The sequence below is a fragment of the Microbacterium sp. SS28 genome, assembly GCF_022761035.1.
Taxonomy (GTDB): domain Bacteria; phylum Actinomycetota; class Actinomycetes; order Actinomycetales; family Microbacteriaceae; genus Microbacterium.
On the sequence record NZ_JAKWJP010000001.1, the window covers coordinates 292,657 to 313,847 of the forward strand.

The following is a 21,191-nucleotide window of genomic DNA, read 5'->3' on the forward strand; positions in this document are numbered from 1 at the left end:
CACTCGGGCTGGTGCCACGCCGCAGGAGCCCGGGCCTGTGCACCCGCGCGGAGACGAGAATGAGGGGGTGACCTCGACGCCGTTCGACCCGACCACGCTGCTTCCCGACGACCTGCTCGAGCGCTTCCGCGAGCGCGCCGTCGTCCACGACCGCGAGAACACGTTCCCCGAGGCCGACCTCGCCGAGCTGAAGGCCGCGGGCTACCTCGCGATCCTCGTGCCGGCGGAGCTCGGCGGCGCGGGGCTCGGTCTCGCCGAAGCATCCGTCCTGCAGCAGCGCCTCGCGGGAGCGGCGCCGGCGACGGCCCTCGCGGTCAACATGCACCTCGTGTGGACGGGTGTCGCGAAGGTCATGGCGGATCGGGGCGTCGACGCGCTGCGGTTCGTGCAGGAGGGCGCCGTCCAGGGCGAGGTCTTCGCGTTCGGCATCAGCGAGGCGGGCAACGACCTCGTGCTGTTCGGTAGCGATACGGATGCCGCTCCTCAGCCCGACGGCGGGTACGCGTTCACCGGGACGAAGATCTTCACGTCCCTCGCGCCGGTCTGGACGCGGCTGGGCCTGCACGGGCTGGACACGACCTCGCCCGACGGGCCGAAACTCGTCTACGCGTTCGTGGAGCGCTCGGACGCCGTCGTGACGCGCGACGACTGGGACACGCTCGGCATGCGCGGCACGCAGAGCCGCACGACCGAGCTGCACGGCGCGACCGCCCCCGCTGACCGCGTCGTCCGGAGGATCGACCCGGGCCCGAATCCCGACCCCATCGTTTTCGGCATCTTCAGCGTCTTCGAGCTGCTGCTCGCGTCGGTCTACACGGGTATCGCGCGGCGCGCGCTCGACCTCGCTGTCGCGGCGGCCCAGACGCGGGTCTCGAAGAAGACCGGCGCGGCGTACAGCCAGGATCCCGACATCCGTTGGCGGATCGCCGGGATGGCCCTTGCGTACGACGCGCTCCCGCCGCAGATCGCCGCGCTGAGCCGCGACGTCGACGAGCGCGCCGACCACGGCGCGCGCTGGTTCTCTCTGCTCGCCGGCGTCAAGCACCGTGCCGTCACAGCGGCGAAGGCGATCGTCGACGACGCCGTGCTCGTCGCGGGCGGCTCGTCGTACTTCACACGCTCCGAGCTGTCGCGGCTCTACCGCGATGTGCTCGCTGGCATGTTCCACCCGTCCGACCCTGAGTCGGCGCACTCGACCGTCGCCTCGGCCTGGCTCGGTCCGCTCGAGATCTGAGCAGGATTCGAGAAGCGGAGCGGCGTCCGTCATCCGTATCGTTGCCGTCATGACCACCGAGAAGAGCACCAAGTCCGGATTCACCGCCGACGAGCGCGCCGCCATGCGCAACCGCGCGGCCGAGCTCAAGAAGCAGGAGCGCAAGGGCAAGACCGCCGAGGAGAAGGCCGCCATCGACCGGCAGGACCTGCTCGACGCCATCGAGGGCATGGGCCCCAGCGACCGCGCCATCGCCGAGGGCATCGATGCCATCGTGACCGCCGAGGCGCCGCAGCTCGCCTCGAAGACCTGGTACGGTTTCCCCGCCTACACGCGGGACGGCAAGGTCGTGCTGTTCTTCAAGCCCGCCGAGAAGTTCAAGGACCGCTACGCGACCCTCGGCTTCGACACCGCGGCGGCCCTCGACGACGGCCAGATGTGGCCGACGTCGTACGCGATCCTCTCGCTCACGAAGGCCGACGAGAAGCTCATCGCCGAGCTCGTGAAGCGCGCCGCGGGCTGACACCGCCGAGGCGCGGGGGTCGACCGGATCGACGCGAGCGACCGGAGCGACCCGCCGCGGCCGACACCGCAAGCCCTGCTACCGGCAGCCCGCACCCGTGCGAGGATGCCGTCATGGCGCCCACGCCCACGCATCTGCTCAGTCCCGCCGATCAGGAGCGACGGCGCGCGCTGCGCGTCATGAAGGGCGTCGCGCTCGGAGCCCTCCTCGGCATGGCCGCCGTGTTCCTCGTGTCGTTCGCGTTCGAGGAGCAGGTCCCGGCGCTCGCCTACGTGCGCGCCGCCGCGGAGGGCGGCATGGTGGGCGCGCTCGCGGACTGGTTCGCCGTGACGGCGCTTTTCCGGCATCCATTGGGCATCCCCATCCCGCACACCGCGATCATCCCCAACCGCAAGGACGAGATCGGCCGCACGCTGGGCGAGTTCGTCGAGACGGAGTTCCTGCGCGGCGACGTCGTCCGCGCGAAACTCGAGGCAACGGCGGTCGCGGTGCGCGCCGGGGAGTGGCTGCGCGTGCCCGCGCACGCCGAGCGGGTCACGGCCGAGGGCTCGGCGATGGCCTCCGGCATCCTGCGAGCCCTGAGCGACGACGACGTGCAGGACGTCATCGAAGAGCTCGCTCGTGAGCACCTCATCGCGCCCGAGTGGGGTCCGCCGCTCGGCGCCTGGCTCGGACGCATCGTCGATTCGGGCGCGCATCACGGCGCCGTCGACCTCGGCGTCGACAACATCGAGGCATGGCTCGCGGGCAACCAGACGGCGTTCACGGGGCTCGTCTCGCGGCGCCTGCCCGCGTGGGTTCCCTCGATCGCGCAGCGGCTCGTCGACGACACCGTCTACAACGAGGCTGTCAAGTTCGTCGCGGCGATCAAGGCCGACCCGCAGCATCCCGCCCGCAAAGCGATCGACGGCTACCTGCACCGCCTGTCCGACAGCCTGCAGCACGACCCCGCGACGATCGGCCGCCTCGAGGACGCGAAGATCGCGGTCTTCGACAGCCCGCGCGTGCGCGAGCTCGCCGCCGAGGTGTGGAACACGGCGAAGACGGGCCTGCTCGCCTCGCTCGCCGACCCCCAGAGCGGACTCCGCCGCCGCGCCGCGACCGCTGTCGCGGAGATCGGCGATCGATTGACGACGGATGCCGCACTCCAGCGTCGCGTCGACACGTGGGTCACCGACGCCGCCGTCTTCCTCGTCGACCGCTACCGCCACGACATCGCCTCGATCATCACCGACACCGTCGAGCGATGGGACCCCGCCGAGACCACCGAGAAGATCGAGCTCATGGTCGGGCGGGACCTGCAGTACATCCGTCTGAACGGCACGATCGTCGGCGCGCTCGCGGGGCTCATCATCTTCACTGTCGCGCAGGCCCTCCTGGGCTAGCCTGGGCGCATGACCGAGGCCGCCGACCAGCTCCTCTTCAGTTACGGGACCCTCCAGCAGCCCGAAGTCCAGCTCGACACCTTCGGGCGCCTGCTCGCGAGTGACGACGACGTGCTGCCCGGCTACACCGTCGACTACGCCGAGATCGAGGACCATCGCGTCGTCGAGGTCTCGGGACACGCCGTGCACCCCATCGTGCGAGCGACCGGCAATCCGCGCGACAAGGTCGTCGGCAAAGTGCTCCACGTGACCGAGGACGAGGTGGAGGCGGCCGACGAGTACGAGGTCACCCTCTATCGCCGCGTGTCGGCGACCCTCGCGAGCGGCCGTGCCGCGTGGGTGTACGTGTCGGTCTGATGGCGCTCGCGCACGATCCGCTCTGGCCCCGCGCGGGCGGCTGGCCGTCCTTCGACGACGTCGAGGGGCGGACGGATGCCGTCGTCCTCGGTGTTCCCGCATGGAAGACGTCGCTCTCGCCGACGGGCGCGCACGCGACCCCCGCCGCGGTGCGCGACGCGCTGCAGCGGTACAGCGCGACGCTCATGGGCCCGCCCGCCGTGGATCTCGGGGCCGCCCTGCGGATCGCGGATGCGGGCGATGTCGTCGACCCGGACGGGCCAGAGGGTGAAGTCGCCGTCCGTGCGCGCGTCGCAGAGCTGTCTGCCCGCGCGGGGCTCGTGATCGCGCTCGGCGGCGACAACTCCGCGACCTACGCCCTCGCGCAGGGCGCCGGTGCCACGGGGCTCATCACGCTCGACGCCCACCTCGACCTGCGAGACGGCGTCTCCAACGGCTCCCCCGTGCGCCGGCTCGTCGAGGACGGCCTGGACCCGCGCCGCGTCGTCCAGATCGGGATCGCCGACTTCGCGAACTCCGCCGTCTACGCGCGGCGCGCCGCCGACCTGGGCATCACGGTCGTGACGCTCGACGCCCTGCGCAGCCGAGGCATCCCCGACGTCGTGCGCGAAGCGCTCGAGGTCGCGGGTGCGGGAGACCGCGGCATCCATCTCGACATCGACGTCGACGTGTGCGACCGCTCGGTCGCGCCGGGATGCCCGGCCTCGGTCCCGGGCGGCCTGGCCGCGTGGGAGCTGCGCGCGCTCGTGCGGGCAGCCGCATCCGATTCTCGCGTCGCGAGCGCCGACATAGTCGAAGTCGACGCGACAGCCGATGCTCCAGACGGTCGTACGGTGCGGCTCGCGGCGCTGTGCGTGCTCGAGCTGCTCGCAGGAAGGATCACGCCATGACCTCTCACCTCTCCGGCATCCGGCTCGCTCTCGTCCGGCACGCGAAGTCGGACTGGGGCGACCCCTCTCTCGACGACCACGACCGGCCGCTCAACGAGCGCGGCCGGCGCGACGCGCCCGTCATGGCGCAGCGTCTCGCCGACGCCGGATTCCGCGCGGACGCGATCCTCTCGAGCACGGCGCTCCGGGCCGCGACGACGGCCGCGCACTTCGGCGACGCCCTCGGGGTGAGCGTCGAGCACCAGGAGCGTCTCTACGGCGCACCCGCGTCGCTCCTGCTCGAGGCTGCCGCCGAGCGCGGCGCCGCCTCGGTCGTCGTCGTGGCGCACGATCCCGGAATGAGCGTGCTCGCAGGCCGCCTCTCGGGCGAGATCGGCCACATGCCCACGTGCGCCGTCGCGACGTTCACGTGGGATGTCGACGACTGGGACGTCGCGACGGCGCTCGACCCGGCATCCTGGACCTTCGACACGCCCCGCTGAGGTCGGCGCCGTCACCACCTCGTCGGTTCCGGCGTTCTTGCGGAGTTCGGGCGGCTACAGTCGCACGCCGTCCTTCCAGACGCCCGCGACGAGCGGCACGCCCGGCCGATACGCGAGGTGCACGCGCGTCGGGGCGTCGAGCAGCACGAGATCGGCGCGCTTGCCTGGTGCGATGACGCCGACGTCCTCGCGGCGGAGCGCCTTCGCGCCGCCGGCTGTCGCGGAGTAGACGGCCTCCGCGGGCGTCATGCCCATCTCGCGCACTGCGAGGGCGATCATGAGCGGCATCGAGCTGGTGAAGCTCGAGCCCGGGTTGCAGTCGCTCGCGATCGCGACGGTCGCGCCCGCGTCGAGAAGGCGCCGCGCGTCGGGGTACGGCTGCCGCGTCGAGAACTCGACCCCCGGCAGCAGCGTCGCGACGGTGTCGCTCTCCGCGAGCGCCGCGACGTCGTCGTCGTCGAGATACGTGCAGTGGTCGACGGATGCCGCTCCCGCCGCGACCGCGAGCCGCACGCCCTCCCCGGGGCCGAGCTGGTTGCCGTGCACGCGAGGCAGGAGGCCGCGCGCGGCTCCCGCCGCGAGGACGCGCCGCGCCTCGTCGGGCGTGAAGGCGCCCCGCTCGCAGAAGACGTCGATCCACCGGGAGTGCGGCGCGCACGCGTCGAGCATCTCGCCGCACACGAGGTCGACGTACGCGTCGCGGTCGTCCGCGAACTCGGCGGGCACGACGTGCGCCCCGAGGAAAGTGACCTCGCGCGTGACCTCGGCAGCGAGCCGCGCGAGGCGCTCCTCGTCGGCGACCGTGAGTCCGTAGCCGGTCTTGACCTCGAACGTGGTCGTTCCCTGGCCGTGCAGCTCGTCGACGAATCGCGCGAGGCGAGCGCGCAGCTCGTCGTCGCTCGCGGCGCGCGTCGCCGCGACGGTCCGGCGTATGCCGCCCGCCGCATACGGCGTGCCGCTCATCCGCGCCTCGAACTCGTCGGCGCGATCACCGCCGAACACCAGGTGCGTGTGCGAGTCGACGAACCCCGGGATGACGGCCCGCGCGCCGGCGTCGACGACACGCGAAGCTCCCTCCGCCGGGATGGCGGCGGCGTCGGCAGCAGCGCCGACCCACGCGATGCGTCCGGACTCGATCAGCACCGCGGCATCCGTCATCGTCCCGCACGGATCGCTCGGCGTGCCGACGTTCGTCGTCAGCTCGCCGATGTTCGTGATGAGCGTCGCTGTCATCGAATCCCCCTCGCGAGACTTCACCTCTGTCACGTTTCGAGCCGCGCCCGATGACACAGGTGAAGTCTCGCGCGCTTCTCACCACCCGGCGCGACGGTCGCGGGGCGGGTCACAGCATCGGCACCTTCAGACCGCGCTCGGCGGCGACCTCGCGGGCGCGGTCGTAGCCGGCATCGACATGGCGCATGACGCCCGTCCCGGGATCGTTGACGAGCACGCGCGCGAGCTTCTCGGCCGCGAGCGGCGTCCCGTCCGCGACGGTGACCTGTCCCGCGTGGATCGAACGCCCGATCCCGACGCCGCCGCCGTGGTGTATCGACACCCACGAAGCACCCGACGCGGTATTGAGCAGCGCGTTGAGCAGCGGCCAGTCGGCGATCGCGTCAGAGCCGTCGGCCATCGCCTCGGTCTCGCGGTAGGGCGAGGCCACCGACCCCGCATCGAGATGGTCACGGCCGATCACGATGGGTCCCGACAGCTCGCCCGAGGCGACCATCTCGTTGAACGTGAGCCCCGCGAGGTGACGCTCCTGGTACCCGAGCCAGCAGATCCGGGCGGGCAGTCCCTCGAAGTGGACGGTGTCGCCCGCCTTCTGCAGCCACCGCACGAGTCCCGCGTTGTCGGGGAACAGCTCCATGACGGCGCGGTCGGTCTTGCGGATGTCCTCCGGATCGCCCGAGAGCGCGACCCAGCGGAAGGGCCCGCGCCCCTCCGCGAACTGCGGTCGGATGTACGCCGGCACGAAGCCCGGGAACTGGAAGGCGCGCTCGAATCCCCCGAGCTGCGCCTCGGCGCGGATCGAGTTGCCGTAGTCGAAGACCTCGGCTCCGGCATCCTGGAATCCGACCATCGCGGCGACCTGCTTGGCCATGCTGCCGCGAGCCCGCGCCGTGAAGCCTTCGGGATCGCGGGATGCCGCCTCCCGCCATTCCCCGAACGGAATGCCCACCGGAAGATACGCGAGGGGGTCGTGCGCACTCGTCTGGTCCGTCACGATGTCGATCGCGACCCCGCCCGTCTGATGGCGCAGGAGCAGATCGGGGAACACCTCGGCGGCGTTGCCGACGACCCCGACCGACAGCGCCTCCCCGGCCGCCTTCGCCGCGGACACCCGCGCGAGCGCGGCGGCGAGGTCGGTCGTGTACTCGTCGAGGTAGCCGTGCTCGACGCGGCGCGCGAGGCGCGACTCGTCGACGTCGACGATGAGGGCGACTCCCCCGTTGAGCGTCACGGCGAGCGGCTGCGCGCCGCCCATGCCGCCGCATCCGCCGGTGAGTGTCAGCGTGCCCGCGAGGCTGTCGCGGCCGAGCGACCGCGCCACGGCGGCGAAGGTCTCGTACGTGCCCTGCAGGATGCCCTGCGTGCCGATGTAGATCCACGAACCCGCGGTCATCTGCCCGTACATCGTGAGGCCCAACGCCTCCAGGCGGCGGAACTCGGGCCACGTCGCCCAGTCCCCCACGAGGTTGGAATTGGCGATGAGCACGCGCGGCGCCCACTCGTGCGTGCGGAACACCCCGACGGGCTTGCCGGACTGCACGAGCAGCGTCTCGTCGGGCTCGAGTTCGTCGAGCGTGCGCACGATCGCGTCGAAGGCCTCCCATGACCGGGCGGCCTTGCCCGTCCCGCCGTAGACGACGAGGTCTTCGGGGTGCTCGGCGACCTCGGGATCGAGGTTGTTCATGAGCATCCGCTTGGCGGCCTCGGCGCCCCAACTCTTCGCCGTGCGCTCGGGGCCGCGCGGGGCGCGGACGATGCGGGAACCGACCGGCTGCGGCTGCGCCACAGCGTCGGGGATCTGCAGTTCTTCGGACGTCTTCATCGTGATTCCTCCGACATCGTGGTGTTCTCCGACGGTGCGCCGGCGGCTCCGAGGGCGGCCGCGGCCACGGCACCCGAAAGAACGAGGTCCGTCACAGCCTCGATCTCGGGCGAGACGAATCGGTCGCGCCCCGGTCCGCCCGCGACGGTGCGCACGAGGTCGCGCGCAGCGCCGGTCGCCGGGCCGGGCTGCAGCGGCGCCCGCAGGTCGAGGGCCCGCGCCGCCGTGAGCACCTCGATCGCGAGCACGCGCGCGAGCCCGTCGACACCGCGGCGCAGCTTGCGAGCGGCGGCCCACCCCATCGAGACGTGGTCCTCCTGCATCGCGGACGACGGGATCGAGTCGACGGATGCCGGCACCGCGAGCCGCTTGAGTTCCGACACGATCCCGGCCGCGGCGTACTGCGCGATCATGAGGCCCGAGTCGACGCCGACCTCGTCGGCGAGGAAAGACGGCAGATCGCGGCTGCGCGCGGGGTCGAGGGCGCGGTCGGTGCGGCGCTCCGAGATCGAGGCGACGTCGGCGACCGCGATGGCGAGGAAGTCGAGCACGTACGCGACGGGCGCGCCGTGGAAGTTGCCGTTGGACTCGACGCGTCCGTCGTCGGTGACGACGGGATTGTCGACGGATGCCGCGAGCTCGCGTTCGGCGACCAGGCCGGCGTGGGCGAGCGTATCGCGCGCGGCGCCGTGCACCTGCGGGGAGCAGCGCAGCGAGTACGCGTCCTGCACCCTCGTGCACACCGCCGGGTCGCGGTGCGACGCCATGATCGCCGAACCCGCGAGCAGCGCCCGCAGATTCGCCGCGGACGCGCCCTGACCCACCTGAGGACGCATCGCCATGAGGTCCGCCGCGAAGACGGCGTCGGTGCCGAGCTGGCTCTCGACCGACATCGCGGCGGCGACGTCAGCGGTGTCGAACAGCACCTGCAGGTCGTGGAGCGCGAGGAGCAGCATCCCGAGCATGCCGTCTGTGCCGTTGATGAGGGCCAGGCCCTCCTTCTCGCGCAGTTCGAGCGGGACGATGGATGCCGCGGCCAGTGCCTCGGCGGCGGGCATCAGCATGCCGTCGACCCGTACGTCCCCCTCGCCCATCGCGGCGAGCGCGACGTGCGACAGCGGGGCGAGATCGCCCGAGCAGCCGAGCGAGCCGTACTCGCGGACGATCGGGGTGATCCCGGCGTTGACCATCGCGGCGTACGTCTCGACCACGATCGGCCGGACTCCCGTGCGTCCCGTCGCGAGCGTCCGCAGACGGAGGAGCTGCAGTGCACGCACGACCTCGGCCTCGACCTCGGCACCCGTGCCGGCCGCGTGCGAGCGGATGAGCGAGGCCTGCAGCTGCATCCGCCGTTCGAGCGGGATGAACGTCGTCGCGAGGGCTCCGAAGCCCGTCGAGATGCCGTAGTGCGGGTCGGGGTCGTCGGCGAGACGCTCGATCAGCGTGCGGGTCTCGGCGATCCGCGCGAGCGCGTCGGCATCGACCTCGACGCGGGCGCCGTGCCGCGCAACTGCGACGACGTCCTCGGGGCGCAGGGGCGCCGCGCCGATCGTGACGACCTCGAGGGCGGGAGTGACGGTGACCATGGCTCGATTCCACACCCGCGCCCTCGCGTGCGACAGACGGTCGTGGCATCCTGTGTCTGTCATGCCAGACAATCGCGCGAGCTCGTCCGCCATCGCCGCCGACCGACCCCAGGTGCCCGCCGCCGACCAGACGCTGCGCATCCTCACCTTCCTCGGCCGGCAGCGCGGCCCGGTCGCTGCGCGCACGATCGTGACGCACCTCGGCATCCCCCGCTCGAGCGTGTATCACCTGCTCGGCGCCCTCGAGGAGCACGGATACGTCGTGCACGTTCCCGCCGAGCGGCGGTGGGGCCTCGGCGTCGCCGCCTTCGAGCTCGCGGGCGGCTTCGCCCGCCAGGCTCCGCTCGCACGGCTCGGCCGGCCGCTGCTCGCCGATCTCGTGGACCGCGTCGGCGAGAGCGCGCACCTCGCGGTCATGAGCGGGCGCGACGTCGTCTACATCGTCGAGGAGCGCGCGCCCCGCCGCCCCGCCTTGGTGACCGACGTCGGCGTGCGGCTCCCCGCGCACCTCACCGCGACGGGGCGGGCGATGCTCGCGGCGCTTCCCCGCGAGCAGGTGCGGGCGCTGTTCCCGGATGCCGCCTCCTTCGCCGACCGCACGGGTCGCGGTCCCCACAGCCCCCGTGAGCTGCGTGACCTGCTGCGCGAGGCGCGCCAGAGCGGCCATGCGACGGAGGATGGCGAGGTCACGCTCGGGCTGCGCTCCGTCGGCATCGCGGTGCTCGACCACGTCGGCTGGCCGACCGCCGCCATCGCCGTGACCTGGCCGGACGAGGCGGCGCGCGATGCGGACGGGCCCACACACGCAGAGCCTCGGGGCGGCGCACCAGCCGAAGCGCGCGTGGCAGCTCTCGCTCCACTCGTCGCCCGCGCCGCCGCCGAGCTGTCGCACCGCCTCTACGGGCGCTGAGGCGAGAAGTACTCCCGCTCCCGCACCACCAGTACGGGCTCGATGAGCCGATGCCAAGGCCCGGCGCCGACGTCGCCGGCCGACGCATCGGCGACGAGCAGATCGAGCACAGCTTCTGCGACGCGCTCAGGCCGCTGCTCGACGCTCGCGATGCCCAGCGCCTCGGCGACGGGCGTGTTGTCGAAGCCGACGACGAGCAGCTCGGGGCGCCCCGCGTGCGACGCCGCGAGGTGCGCGCCGAGCGCGAGGGCGTCGCTCGCGCATACGACGGCGTCGACGCGCTCGCGCGCGAGCTCGCGCTCTACCGTCGCCCTCGCCTCGGCGACGCTGTCGAGCGTGCTCCAGCGCAGTCCTTCGCCGCCGAGCGCCTCGCGCCATCCCCGCTCGCGATCGTCACCCGTCCCGGAGCCGGCGGGCCATCCCAGGAAGGCGACGCGGTCCCCCTCGCCAAGCGCGTGGAATGTCGCGGCGCGCGTGCCGGCGGCCCCGTCGACGTCGACCCAAGGGCGCGCGGGATCGCCCATCTGCGCACCCGTGCCCGGCTCGCCCCACGGGCGGCCGAACGCGACGAACGGCACACCATGCTCGGCGAGCCACGCCTCGCGCGGGTCGCCCTCGAACGTGCCCGTCAGCACGACGCGGTCGATCTCGCCGCCCTCGCGCAGTCGCCGGATGCGTGCGATCTCGTCGTCGGCGTCGTCGGCGGCGTATACGAGCAGGCGCAGACCGCGCGGCGTCGCCTGGTCAGTCAGCGCATGCACGAAGCGGTCGAGGACGATCCCCGAGATGCCACCCGCATACGGATCGAGACGGATGCCGATCGTTTCGCTGCGCCGCGTGCGCAACCGGCGCGCAGCCATCGAGGGGGCGTAGCCCAGTTCCGCGATCGCCTCCTCGACGCGCGCGCGCGTCGGAGCGCGCACGATCTCAGGCGTGTTCAGGACGTTCGACACGGTCTGACGCGACACGCCTGCGCGGCGCGCGACATCTTCGACCGTGGGCTGGCGAGCAGTCATCACTATCACCTTCCGCGGCGAGCGCAACCCCCTCGACGCTTCGACGACGCCGTCGTTACGGTGCACACGCAGGCGAGATTTGAACGATCAAATCCCGTCGCACCAGAGTATCGAAGGAGATCTCATGAAGCGACACACAGCAGCGCGCGGTCTCATCGCCGGAGTGTTCACGGTCGGCGCTGCCCTCGTCCTCGCCGGCTGCGGGCAGGGATTCAGCGACGGCGGAGACGGCGGCGGGGGCGAGGCATCCGACGGCGCGCTCACGAGCTCCGACGACGGCCTCACGATCCAATTCGGGTCGAGCGGAGATGCAGAGACGGATGCCGTGAAGGAAGCGGCAGCGGCATGGTCGGCGAAGTCAGGCATCGATGTGGAGGTGAAGGTCGCCACCGACCAAGCGCAGGAGCTCGCGCAGGGATTCGCGGCGGGCGACCCGCCCGACCTCTTCTATCTGGCTCCCGAGTTCTTGGCGGGCTACGCCGACAACGGCTCACTGAAGGCGTACGGCGACCTTCTGGAGAACAAAGACGACTTCTACCCGTCGCTCGTCGAGAACTTCACCTATGACGGCGACTTCTATTGCGCGCCGAAAGACTTCTCGACGCTCGCCCTCATCATCAACAAGGGCCTGTGGGATGCCGCGGGCCTCACCGAGGCCGACATCCCGACGACGTGGGACGAGTTGTCGAGCGTCGCCCAGACGCTCACGAAAGACGGTGTCGTGGGCCTCGGGTTCGGGTGGGAGTGGCAGCGCATCGGAACGTTCATGGCGCAGGCAGGCGGCGGCCTGGTCCGTGACGGCGAGGTCATCGCGAACAGCCAGGAGAACGTCGACGCCCTCACTTACGTCAAAGACCAGATGGCGGCGGGCACGTTCGCGTACGCGCAGGATCTGGGCGCGGGCTGGGGTGGTGAGGCGTTCGGCAAGCAGCTGAGTGCCATGACGATCGAAGGCAACTGGATCACCGGTGCCATGACCAACGACTTCCCCGACGTGGAGTACATCGTGGCGGAGCTGCCCGAGGGGCCCGGGGGCAAGGGCACCCTGCAGTTCACGAACTGCTGGGGCATGGCCGCCGACAGTCCGAACCAGGCGGCCGCTCTCGACCTCGTCGAGTACATGACGAGCGCCGATCAGCTGCTCGCCTTCTCGAAGGCCTTCGGGCCCATGCCCTCGGCGAAGTCGGCCGCGGATCAGTGGACGAGCGACAACCCAACCCTCGCAGCCTTCCTCGCGGGCGCCGACTACGCGCAGGGATTCCCGACCTACGACGGAAGCTCGGACGCCATCACGGACTTCAACTCCCAGCTCCAGGGACTGAAGGACGGCGACCCGCAGCAGATCCTCGACACCGTCCAGTCCAACTTCGAGGCGATCGTCGGCTGAGGTGAGCGCGCGATGACTGCCACCGCCTCAGCGCCTCGCCGCGCACGGTCTACCCGATCGGGGATCCGTCGCGGCGAGACGCTGGCGGGCTGGGTTTTCATACTGCCCGTGATCGTCATCCTCGGTGTCTTCCTCCTCGTTCCGGTGATCATGGCGCTCTGGGTGAGCGTCTCGGACTGGAACGGGCGGGGAAGCCCGTTCTCGAGCAACGTGAACTTCGTCGGCCTGCAGAACTATGCCAGCGTCACGACTGGCGACGGACTGACAGCGCGTGACTTCGGAACGGCGATGCGCAACAACGCGTGGTACGTGCTCCTCGTCGTGCCGCTGCAGACGGCGCTTTCGCTCTTCCTCGCGCTCCTCGTCAACGGCGCGATGCTCCGCGGCCGCGGATTCTTCCGGACCGCCTTCTACTTCCCGTCGGTGACGGCGACCGTGGCGATCACGGTGCTGTGGCTGTTCCTGTTCAACCCGCGGGGAGTCGTGAACGCGTTCCTCGGCGTGGTCGGGATCGACGGGCCGAATTGGTTCGCCGACCCGCGGGGCATCTTCCACGTGGTCCTCTCGAGTGTCGGCGTCCGGGAAGGACCCGGATTCCTGACTGAGAATCGCTTCATCGCCGTCTCCTGGTGGAACTGGATGTCAGGCCCGTCGGTGGCGATGTCGGCGTTCATCCTCATGGCGATCTTCACGACGAGCGGCACGTTCATGCTGCTGTTCCTCGCTGCTCTGCAGAACATCGGCCCCGAGATCCAGGAAGCGGCAATGGTCGACGGGGCCGATGCATGGCAGCGGTTCTGGCGCGTGACGCTTCCGCAGCTGCGCCCGGCGCTGTTCACGGTGCTGACTCTGGGGCTCATCGGCTGCTGGCAGGTGTTCGATCAGATCTACACCGGCACCCGAGGATCGCCTGCCAAGACGACCTTGACTCCTGCCTACCTCTCATACGACGCGGGCTTCCTCGACCAGGACTGGGGTCAGGGCGCGGCCATCGCCTTCATCCTGTTCGCGATCATCGTGCTGTTCACGCTGTTCCAGCGCTGGGCGCTCCGCGAACGTCCGGTGTCCCGGCGTCGCGCCCGCGAGTACGAGGTGCCGGCCCGGCCGGCGACCGCGACGCCGGCGACCGTCGCAGCCAACCAGGTGCCGAGTCCTCCCGACCCCGCCCAGGCGCCTGGCGGCATTGACCGCGACCCGCAGAACGGAGCCCCGCGATGATCGACACGACCGTCGACAAGGCACGGATGAGCGCACCGCCGAGACGCGCGCCCGGGGCTGGATCCACGACGCGACGCCTCAGGTCGGGCACCGGATGGCAGATCGCGCTCTACGCCGTGCTCATCCTCATCTCGCTCGTCTACATCTATCCCTTCCTCGTCCAGCTCTCGACGTCCTTCAAGACGGACGCCGAAGCCGCCATCAACCCGGTGGCGCTCATTCCGCAGATATGGTCGACCGCGGCCTACGAGCGCCTGTTCCTGCGCAGCGACTTCCCGGTGTGGTTCCAGAACTCGGCGATCGTGACCGTCAGTGTCACGCTCCTCCGGGTGTTCTTCGTATCGCTCGCGGGCTACGCCCTGGCGCGGCTCAGCTTCCGCGGGCGCGGAATCGTGTTTGCGGCGGTCATCGGCGTCATGGCCGTACCGAGCGTCGTGCTCCTCATTCCGCGGTTCCTCGTCATCAACCAGCTGGGCATCTACGACTCGTACGCGGGCATGATCCTGCCACTCCTCGTCGACGCCGCAGGTGTGTTCATCATGAAGAACTTCTTCGAGTCGATCCCGGTGTCGGTCGAGGAGCAGGCCAGGATCGACGGCGCGGGCGCCTTCCGCATCTTCTGGTCCGTCGTGCTCCCGATGGCGCGGCCCGCGCTCATCACGATCATCATCCTGTCCTTCCAGGGATCGTGGAACGAGCTGTCGCACTTCATCGTCGCCACCCAGTCGCCCGAGCTGACGACCCTCACGAAGGGCGTCGCCGGGCTCGCATCCGGTCAGCTGAGCCAGGGAACGCAGTATCCGCTCAAGCTCGCGGCGGCGCTCATCATGACCATCCCGGTCGCTCTGCTGTTCTTCGTCTTCCAGAAGCGCATCATGAACGCCAGCCAAGGAGCCGTGAAGGAATGAACCCGGGGCTTCAGCCCTTCCTGTCCGACGCCGTCGTCGTGCTGCGGGCGCCGACTCAGGTCTGGTCGGGCCGCAGCGGCGACCTCGGCGCCGAGCCCATCGACGGGATCTATCACGGCGACACGCGCTTCGTCCGCGAAGAGGCGCTGACCTACACGGATGCCGCGGAAGACGTCCTGATCCCCGAGGCCGTATCGCTGGCCGAGGTTTCGGCGTCTCTCGTGGAGTTCGGCGCACTCCTGCGGGGCATCGACGACGACACCCCCGATCCGAAAGTGCGGCTGCTGCGGCGCAGGACTGTCGAGGCGGGCATCGTCCGCGAGCGGATCACCGTTCGCTCCCACCTGGAGTCTCCCGTCCGGACGATGCTGCGCGTGCGCATCGTGCCCGACTTCGCGACGATGCAGCAGGTCAAGGCGGGCATCCCCGGCACACGTCCGTGGACGGCGCACGACGCGCACGGCGGTGCCCGCGTCGAGGCCGGCGACGCCGCTCTCGTCATCTGGGCATCCGGCTCGCACACGACGATCGGCGAGTCCATCGAACTCGAATGGAACGTCGACTGCCCACCCCGCGGCGAGTGGACGAGCGAGTGGTCGATGCGTCTCTTCGACCCGACCCTCGTCGTGCACGCGGGCTCCGCGACGCTCTGGGGCACGGGGACGGTCCCCACTCCCCCACCCGGCGCCGCTGACGCGTCCTCCGGAGCCTCCAGGCGCGTGGGCCCGGCCTCTCCCGTCGTCGACCCGAGGCTCGACCGGTGGCTCACTCGGGCTGTCTCCGATCTCGACGCCCTGCGCCTCTCGCTGCCCGACCACCCCGAGGACGAGTTCTTCGCGGCGGGCGCACCGTGGTTCTTCACGCTCTTCGGTCGAGACTCGCTGTGGGCTGCGCGGCTCGCGCTGTCGGTCGACCCCGGCATCGCGGCATCCACTCTTCGCGTCCTCGCGCGGCTGCAGGGCGGCGCCACCGACCCTGCGACGGCGCAGCAGCCCGGCAAGATCCCGCACGAGCTGCGATCCGCGACACTCGAGATGCCCGGCGAGGGCATCTCGCTGGCGCCCTTGTACTACGGCACCGTCGACGCGACCCCGCTCTGGGTCGCGCTGCTCGGCGAGGCGTCCGAGGCCGGCATGCCCGCCGCCGATGTCGAGGCGCTCCTGCCGACCCTCGAGCGGGCGCTGGAGTGGACCATCGGCACGGCGGGCGACGACGGCTTCCTCGACTACATCGACGAGACGGGCCATGGCCTGTCGAATCAGGGCTGGAAGGACTCCGGCGACTCGATCCAGTGGCGCGACGGGACGATCGCCGAAGGGCCGATCGCGCTGAGCGAAGTCCAGGGCTACGCGTACGAGGCTGCCCTCGCGGGCGCGCGCCTGCTCGACACGTTCGGGCGCCCGGGGGCGGACCGCCTGCGCGAGTGGGCGGCGGGCCTGAAGGCGAGGTTCGCCAAGCGGTTCTGGGTCACGACGCCGGAGGGTCGATACCCTGCGATCGCGCTCGACCGCGACGGCCGCCCGGTCGACACCCTGACCTCCAACATCGGTCATCTGCTGAGCACCGGCATCCTCGACGCGGCAGACGAGGCCGCCGTCGCCGATCTGCTGACGGGCGCATCGATGTCGTCCGGCTTCGGCGTGAGGACGATGTCGACGGATGCCGCTGGCTACTGGCCCCTCAGCTACCACGGCGGCAGCGTGTGGGCGCACGACACCGCGATCATCGCGCGCGGCATGGCCCGCGCGGGGCTGCCTGATCACGCACGCACTGTCATGGAGGGCCTGCTCGCCGCCGCGGAGGCGTTCGACTTCCGGATGCCCGAGCTGCACGCGGGCGACGCACGCGCGGACTCGCCAGTCCCGGCGCCCTACCCCGCCGCGTGCCGGCCGCAGGCGTGGTCGGCGGCCGCCGCTGTCGCGTGCCTCGAGATCGTCGCGCGAGACCCCGAGCGCTGAGCGTCAGACGACGGTCGCGACGGTTCCGCCCGTGAGTCTCACGAGCTCGTCGTAAGTCAGAGGGAAGACGGTGTGCGGCGTGCCGCCCGCGGCCCAGATCTCGGGGAACGCCGCAAGGTCCTCGTCGACGATCGTCGTGAGGGGAGACGGGTGCCCCGTGGGGGCCACTCCCCCGATCGCCTGACCCGTCGCGTCCCGCACCTGCTCCGGCGTGGCGCGCGTGATCGTCGCGCGACCCAGCCGCGCAGCGAGCGCCCGCGTGTCGACGCGGTGCGCTCCGCTCGTCATGACGAGCAGCGGCTCGCCATCCGACCAGAAGACGAGGCTGTTGGCGATCGCGCCGACCTCGACACCGAGCGCCTCGGCGGCGAGGACGGCTGTGGACGCGGCATCCGGAAGCACGACGATCTCGCCCTGGATGCCGGTCGCGCGGAGCGAATCGTGGACGAGGCGGCTGCGGGCGGGGAGGTGCGCGGTCACCGGCCCAGCCTATGGTGAGCCGGCGACAGCGCGGGTCGTGTCAGCGCACGAAGCTCAGCCCGCTCGTCGAGGTGGAGTCCGACGGGAAGGACGTGTCCGTGTACGGCGCATAGACGGAGGACGTGGCAGTGCCCGCGGCGGTGTCGATCTCCACGATGCGGACGGGGTTGGTCAGGCTGTGGTATGCCGTCAGCAGGCTCACGATCTTGTTTCCGTTGACCCCGACGTCCGTGCGGACCGCGGACGTGCCGACGTGGCCGGAGAGGACGACCTTGACGTTCGGGTACACCTTGATGAGGTTGTCGTGAAGGTACTGCGGCGAGGTGGCGCCGTAGCCGCCGTTGCTCCCGCTGATCGTGCCGTCGGCGTTGAGGTAGGAGTGCGTCACGACGATGACGTTGGCGTCGGGATGCGACGCGACGACCGTCTTCGCCCAGGCCACCGCCTCGACGCGCGGCCACAGCTCGAGATTGAGGACGAGCCAGTCCACGCCGCCCGCGCGGAACAGCTGATAGGCGTTGTCGATCTTGCCCGCCTCGAAGGTCCCCTCGATGTCCGGGAACCTCGAGACTGGGAAGTACCGGTTGTACGCCGTCGTGTCGCGCACCGTTGCGTTCGTGTTGGCCCCGGGGCATGCCGACCCGCCCGCGCAGACGGCGGCGGTGTCGTGATTGCCGATCGCGCCCGACCACGGCATCGCCCGCTCGAGCGGCTGCAGCTCGGTGCTCGCCCGCTGGAACTGAGCCGGGTCGACGGCACCCCAGTTGGTCAAGTCTCCGATCTGCGTCGCGAAACGCAGGTCGAGACGCTGCTGGTTCGCCACGAGCCACGCCACACGATCGGCGAACCGCGCGTTGCTCGAGGTGATCTCGTTCTGGGTGTCGGGGATGACGGCGAAGCTGAACCGGGTGTCGCCGTCATCGCCCGGCGCGCCGCCCTCGGGCACCGCGTAGAACGCCACGCGCTCGACCACCCAGCCCGCGCCGACGAGGATGTCGCGGTCGGCTGCAGTCGCCAGCCGGTGCATGCCGTTCAGGGTGAGCTGATAGATGGGCTCGAGGCAGCCGGTCTCCGTCGTCGAGGCGTAGAAGGCGACGAACTGCTTCGCGTAGCCCGCCGCCAGCGCGGCATCGACGTCGGGGCCTTCCGCAGCCCAGACGAAGTCGCCCCAGCGGTACAGGCGCCAGATCGGCGTGAGGCCCGCGCCGTCGGAGTCCGCGACCTCGGTCAGCACCTTCCGGTCGCCCGTGAAGCCGTACAGCGCTGCCGCCGAATCCACCTCGACGGCCGAGAGCGTCGCAAGACTCGCCTCGGTGCTCGGCTTGACGACCTGGATCAGGTCCGCGTCGAAGGACGCGCACTCCGGGGCGACCGCCGCGGAGGCGGGCGGCACCGACCAGAAGGTCGCTCCGAAGAGGAGAAGCAGTGTGCTCACCAGGACGAGGAAGGCTCGCGTTCCCGGCTTCGTCAGTGTTCTGGACATCGTTGCTCATCCCTCGATCCGTGCGCCCAAGCCGCCTAGAGTCGATCCGGTCTCACGCAGCGCTGCGGACCGATATCGAGCCCAGGAACCATACCCCGGAGAGGGACGCCTGCATACCCCCGTTGCGGATTCCGGGGGAAACGTGCAAGGAAGCGACTCGGCGCGTCAGCCGCGCGCGAGGATCTCGCCGTGCGGCATGAAGAACCAGCCGTCCGGCGAGGCGGCCCACTCGCGCCATCCGGCCGAGATGCGCTCGAGACCCGCGCGATCGGTGATGCCATGGGCCACCGCGTGCTCGGCGAACGACGAGTGCAGCGCCCGGTCGGCCCACGAGCCGCCCCACCACTCGCGCGATTCGAGCGTTTCGAACAGCCACAGCGACGCGGACGACTCGACCTCGGTGAAACCGGCTTCCCGCGCCCATGCCTTGAGGCGGCGCCCTGCCGCGGGCTCCCCCGAGACGAGGCGGTGCACCTGGAGGTAGACCTGGTGCCACTCGTCCAACCCAGGCACGAGCGGATACCAGATGACCCCCGCATAGTCGACGTCGCGCACGGCGACGACGCCGTCCGGCGCCAGCACGCGCCGGAACTCACGCAGCGCGTCGACGGGACGACCCAGGTGCTGCAGCACCTGATGCGCATGCACGATGTCGTAGGTCCCGTCGGCGGCATCGAGCGCGTAGGCATCGCCCACGCCGAACGCGACGTTCGCGACTCCGCGCTCCGCTGCGAGGGCCGTGGCCTTCTCGACGACGTCGGCCGCGGCATCCAGCCCCGTCACCTCGCCGGGTGCGACGCGCTGCGCGAGGTCGATCGTGATGGTGCCGGGACCCGATCCCACGTCGAGCACGCGCAGGCCCGCGCGCAGGTGCGGCACGAGGTATGCAGCCGAGTTCTCGACCGTCCGCCGCTCGTGCGACCGCAGGACGCTCTCGTGATGACCGTGGGTGTAGTGCTCCGCCATCCCACGACAGTATCGCCGCGGGAGTGCTTTATACCCGCTCACTCCTGAACGAAGAATCGAAGCAGATTGCCCGAGAGCGACGCGTCCGGTTGAACAGTACGCCCGGTGATGGTGCAATGGAGAGTGGATGCCGCAACGCCGCGGTGTCCGCAGCGCACAGCCCACAAGGCCGGCCCGAAGGAAGATCGCGATGTCGCACACCCTGCCCCTCCCCGAGTTCACGCATGAACGCGTGGAGGTGATCACCGGCCGCCGCAGCGGCCTCTTCATCGCCGTCGCACTTCACTCCTCCGTGCTCGGCTCCGCCCTCGGCGGCGCGCGTCTGTGGACGTACGATCACTGGAACGACGCGCTGGGCGACGCGCTGCGCCTGTCGGCCGCCATGACCCTGAAGAACGCTGCGGCGGGCCTCGACGCGGGCGGCGGCAAGGCCGTCATCGGTCTCGCCCCCGGAGAGACGCTCGACGCGGAGCGCCGTCGCGCCGCGTTCCTCGATCTCGGCGACGCCGTCGAGTCCCTGCACGGCCTCTACCGCACGGCCGAGGACGTCGGCTCGACGACCGACGACATGCTCGTCGTGAGCGAGCGCACCGAGCACGTCGTGGGTCTGCCCGACGCCGTCGGCGGCTCGGGCGAGCCGGCGGGACCCACGAGCCTCGGCGTCTACGAGGCGCTCCGCGCGACGCTCGAACGCGTCACCGGCTCAGCCGACGTCGAGGGTCGACGCATCACGGTGTCGGGCCTCGGCCAGGTCGGCGGCCGGCTCGCCGTGCGGCTCGCCGCGGAGGGCGCCGTGCTGACCGTCACCGACGTGAATCCCGCCAAGCGCGACCTCGCCGGCGACCTCGGGGCAGCATGGAGCCAGCCGGGCATGGAGCACCTCGTGCCCGCCGATGTCTTCGTTCCCGCCGGGATCGGCGGTCTCCTGACCGCTGAGGTCATCGACGAACTCGACGCGAAGGCCGTGTGCGGACCCGCGAACAACCCGCTCGCGTCGCACGAGGGCGCCGCGCAGCTCGCGGGGCGCGGCATCCTGTACGCCCCCGACTTCGTCGTCAACGCGGGCGGCGTCATCTACCTTGATCTCGTCGCCAAGCAGCTCGGCACGCGCGTCGAGATCATGGACCGGGTAGCCGCGATCGGCGATACGGTCCGCCGTGTCTTCGACGACGCGGAGTCCCGCAGCGTGACGCCGCTCGAGGCGGCCGAGGGCATCGCCGCGGCGCGGCTCGCGGCCGGCGCGGGGCACGGCGCCCACGCGCTCGCCTAGCGGAGGGATGCGACGCAGTGCCAGGCACCACGGCACTGCGTCGCACTTTCAAGGGGGCTCGTGCGAGGATGGTCCCGCTCCGGCACCGCCGCCGGGACGCAGCA

The 21,191-nt window shown here is 71.0% G+C and carries 19 protein-coding genes; 12 read left to right on the forward strand and 7 right to left on the reverse strand.

Annotated elements, in window-relative coordinates; genetic code table 11:
• Window positions 1-67: 67 nt before the first annotated feature.
• The 6 genes from MJ607_RS01335 to MJ607_RS01360 all read left to right on the forward strand — a co-directional run bounded on the left by MJ607_RS01335 (window position 68) and on the right by MJ607_RS01360 (window position 4,850).
• The gene (locus tag MJ607_RS01335; protein ID WP_243073745.1) at window positions 68-1,234 is read left to right on the forward strand and encodes an acyl-CoA dehydrogenase family protein; all 1,167 of its coding nucleotides are present in this window, start codon (window positions 68-70) and stop codon (window positions 1,232-1,234) included.
• A 49-nt stretch (window positions 1,235-1,283) separates the two neighbouring features.
• Entirely contained in the window at window positions 1,284-1,736 is a 453-nt protein-coding gene (locus MJ607_RS01340; protein ID WP_243073746.1) for a DUF1801 domain-containing protein, read from the forward strand.
• A 113-nt stretch (window positions 1,737-1,849) separates the two neighbouring features.
• Entirely contained in the window at window positions 1,850-3,121 is a 1,272-nt protein-coding gene (locus MJ607_RS01345; RefSeq protein ID WP_243073747.1) for a DUF445 domain-containing protein, read from the forward strand.
• A 9-nt stretch (window positions 3,122-3,130) separates the two neighbouring features.
• Entirely contained in the window at window positions 3,131-3,478 is a 348-nt protein-coding gene (locus MJ607_RS01350) for a gamma-glutamylcyclotransferase family protein (RefSeq protein WP_243073748.1), read from the forward strand.
• Window positions 3,478-4,368, forward strand: a complete 891-nt coding sequence (locus MJ607_RS01355) for an arginase family protein (RefSeq protein ID WP_243073749.1) — start codon at window positions 3,478-3,480, stop codon at window positions 4,366-4,368. Before MJ607_RS01350 ends, MJ607_RS01355 begins: the two co-directional genes overlap by 1 nt.
• Entirely contained in the window at window positions 4,365-4,850 is a 486-nt protein-coding gene (locus tag MJ607_RS01360) for a histidine phosphatase family protein (RefSeq protein WP_243073750.1), read from the forward strand. Before MJ607_RS01355 ends, MJ607_RS01360 begins: the two co-directional genes overlap by 4 nt.
• Before the next feature lie 54 nt (window positions 4,851-4,904).
• Here the strand turns inward: MJ607_RS01360 and hutI are convergent, their stop codons facing one another.
• The 3 genes from hutI to hutH all read right to left on the reverse strand — a co-directional run bounded on the left by hutI (window position 4,905) and on the right by hutH (window position 9,491).
• Window positions 4,905-6,083 carry an imidazolonepropionase gene (gene hutI / locus MJ607_RS01365; protein ID WP_243073751.1) on the reverse strand — a complete coding sequence of 393 codons (1,179 nt, stop codon included), beginning with the start codon at window positions 6,081-6,083 and terminating at the stop codon, window positions 4,905-4,907.
• Window positions 6,084-6,192: 109 nt separating this feature from the next.
• Window positions 6,193-7,905, reverse strand: coding sequence for a urocanate hydratase (hutU, locus tag MJ607_RS01370; protein WP_243073752.1), 1,713 nt, complete (start codon window positions 7,903-7,905; stop codon window positions 6,193-6,195).
• Complete coding sequence (hutH, locus tag MJ607_RS01375) at window positions 7,902-9,491, reverse strand: histidine ammonia-lyase (protein ID WP_243073753.1); 1,590 nt, start codon at window positions 9,489-9,491, stop codon at window positions 7,902-7,904. Before hutH ends, hutU begins: the two co-directional genes overlap by 4 nt.
• 61 nt (window positions 9,492-9,552) lie before the next feature.
• Here hutH and MJ607_RS01380 point away from each other — a divergent pair, with 61 nt between their 5' ends.
• A complete protein-coding gene (locus MJ607_RS01380) occupies window positions 9,553-10,401 on the forward strand; it encodes an IclR family transcriptional regulator (protein ID WP_243073754.1) in 849 nt (282 codons plus the stop codon).
• Here MJ607_RS01380 and MJ607_RS01385 read toward each other — a convergent pair.
• Window positions 10,389-11,417, reverse strand: a complete 1,029-nt coding sequence (locus tag MJ607_RS01385; protein WP_243073755.1) for a LacI family DNA-binding transcriptional regulator — start codon at window positions 11,415-11,417, stop codon at window positions 10,389-10,391. The two genes, MJ607_RS01380 and MJ607_RS01385, sit on opposite strands and share 13 nt — an antisense overlap.
• A gap of 124 nt (window positions 11,418-11,541) precedes the next feature.
• On the opposite strand from MJ607_RS01385, the gene MJ607_RS01390 reads away from it, so the two are divergent.
• Genes MJ607_RS01390 through MJ607_RS01405 form a run of 4 tightly spaced genes read left to right on the forward strand, consistent with a single transcriptional unit; the run spans window position 11,542 to window position 16,888 of the window.
• On the forward strand, window positions 11,542-12,804 hold the full coding sequence (locus MJ607_RS01390; protein WP_243073756.1) for an extracellular solute-binding protein: 1,263 nt from the start codon (window positions 11,542-11,544) through the stop codon (window positions 12,802-12,804).
• A gap of 12 nt (window positions 12,805-12,816) precedes the next feature.
• On the forward strand, window positions 12,817-14,022 hold the full coding sequence (locus MJ607_RS01395; protein WP_243073757.1) for a carbohydrate ABC transporter permease: 1,206 nt from the start codon (window positions 12,817-12,819) through the stop codon (window positions 14,020-14,022).
• Entirely contained in the window at window positions 14,019-14,930 is a 912-nt protein-coding gene (locus MJ607_RS01400; RefSeq protein WP_243073758.1) for a carbohydrate ABC transporter permease, read from the forward strand. Before MJ607_RS01395 ends, MJ607_RS01400 begins: the two co-directional genes overlap by 4 nt.
• The gene (locus MJ607_RS01405; protein ID WP_243073759.1) at window positions 14,927-16,888 is read left to right on the forward strand and encodes a glycogen debranching N-terminal domain-containing protein; all 1,962 of its coding nucleotides are present in this window, start codon (window positions 14,927-14,929) and stop codon (window positions 16,886-16,888) included. Before MJ607_RS01400 ends, MJ607_RS01405 begins: the two co-directional genes overlap by 4 nt.
• A gap of 3 nt (window positions 16,889-16,891) precedes the next feature.
• Here the strand turns inward: MJ607_RS01405 and MJ607_RS01410 are convergent, their stop codons facing one another.
• The 3 genes from MJ607_RS01410 to MJ607_RS01420 all read right to left on the reverse strand — a co-directional run bounded on the left by MJ607_RS01410 (window position 16,892) and on the right by MJ607_RS01420 (window position 19,817).
• A complete protein-coding gene (locus MJ607_RS01410; protein ID WP_243073760.1) occupies window positions 16,892-17,368 on the reverse strand; it encodes a YbaK/EbsC family protein in 477 nt (158 codons plus the stop codon).
• 40 nt (window positions 17,369-17,408) lie between these two features.
• Entirely contained in the window at window positions 17,409-18,851 is a 1,443-nt protein-coding gene (locus MJ607_RS01415) for a metallophosphoesterase (protein WP_243073761.1), read from the reverse strand.
• Between the two features lie 165 nt (window positions 18,852-19,016).
• Window positions 19,017-19,817 carry a class I SAM-dependent methyltransferase gene (locus MJ607_RS01420; protein WP_243073762.1) on the reverse strand — a complete coding sequence of 267 codons (801 nt, stop codon included), beginning with the start codon at window positions 19,815-19,817 and terminating at the stop codon, window positions 19,017-19,019.
• Window positions 19,818-20,007: 190 nt separating this feature from the next.
• On the opposite strand from MJ607_RS01420, the gene MJ607_RS01425 reads away from it, so the two are divergent.
• Window positions 20,008-21,087: a Glu/Leu/Phe/Val dehydrogenase family protein gene (locus MJ607_RS01425; RefSeq protein WP_243073763.1), complete on the forward strand. Its 1,080-nt coding sequence runs from the start codon at window positions 20,008-20,010 to the stop codon at window positions 21,085-21,087.
• Window positions 21,088-21,191 lie beyond the last annotated feature (104 nt).

What these genes read in the sequence shown, in the direction of transcription:
- MJ607_RS01360 (WP_243073750.1), top strand. Translation starts at nt 4,365, where the DNA reads ATGACCTCTCACCTCTCCGGCATCCGGCTCGCTCTCGTCCGGCACGCG.
- MJ607_RS01350 (WP_243073748.1), top strand. Translation starts at nt 3,131, where the DNA reads ATGACCGAGGCCGCCGACCAGCTCCTCTTCAGTTACGGGACCCTCCAG.
- MJ607_RS01425 (WP_243073763.1), top strand. Translation starts at nt 20,008, where the DNA reads ATGTCGCACACCCTGCCCCTCCCCGAGTTCACGCATGAACGCGTGGAG.
- MJ607_RS01400 (WP_243073758.1), top strand. Translation starts at nt 14,019, where the DNA reads ATGATCGACACGACCGTCGACAAGGCACGGATGAGCGCACCGCCGAGA.
- MJ607_RS01405 (WP_243073759.1), top strand. Translation starts at nt 14,927, where the DNA reads ATGAACCCGGGGCTTCAGCCCTTCCTGTCCGACGCCGTCGTCGTGCTG.
- MJ607_RS01345 (WP_243073747.1), top strand. Translation starts at nt 1,850, where the DNA reads ATGGCGCCCACGCCCACGCATCTGCTCAGTCCCGCCGATCAGGAGCGA.
- MJ607_RS01380 (WP_243073754.1), top strand. Translation starts at nt 9,553, where the DNA reads ATGCCAGACAATCGCGCGAGCTCGTCCGCCATCGCCGCCGACCGACCC.
- hutI (WP_243073751.1), bottom strand. Translation starts at nt 6,083, where the DNA reads ATGACAGCGACGCTCATCACGAACATCGGCGAGCTGACGACGAACGTC.
- hutH (WP_243073753.1), bottom strand. Translation starts at nt 9,491, where the DNA reads ATGGTCACCGTCACTCCCGCCCTCGAGGTCGTCACGATCGGCGCGGCG.
- MJ607_RS01420 (WP_243073762.1), bottom strand. Translation starts at nt 19,817, where the DNA reads ATGGCGGAGCACTACACCCACGGTCATCACGAGAGCGTCCTGCGGTCG.
- MJ607_RS01340 (WP_243073746.1), top strand. Translation starts at nt 1,284, where the DNA reads ATGACCACCGAGAAGAGCACCAAGTCCGGATTCACCGCCGACGAGCGC.
- MJ607_RS01390 (WP_243073756.1), top strand. Translation starts at nt 11,542, where the DNA reads ATGAAGCGACACACAGCAGCGCGCGGTCTCATCGCCGGAGTGTTCACG.
- MJ607_RS01415 (WP_243073761.1), bottom strand. Translation starts at nt 18,851, where the DNA reads ATGTCCAGAACACTGACGAAGCCGGGAACGCGAGCCTTCCTCGTCCTG.
- MJ607_RS01395 (WP_243073757.1), top strand. Translation starts at nt 12,817, where the DNA reads ATGACTGCCACCGCCTCAGCGCCTCGCCGCGCACGGTCTACCCGATCG.
- MJ607_RS01385 (WP_243073755.1), bottom strand. Translation starts at nt 11,417, where the DNA reads ATGACTGCTCGCCAGCCCACGGTCGAAGATGTCGCGCGCCGCGCAGGC.
- hutU (WP_243073752.1), bottom strand. Translation starts at nt 7,905, where the DNA reads ATGAAGACGTCCGAAGAACTGCAGATCCCCGACGCTGTGGCGCAGCCG.
- MJ607_RS01355 (WP_243073749.1), top strand. Translation starts at nt 3,478, where the DNA reads ATGGCGCTCGCGCACGATCCGCTCTGGCCCCGCGCGGGCGGCTGGCCG.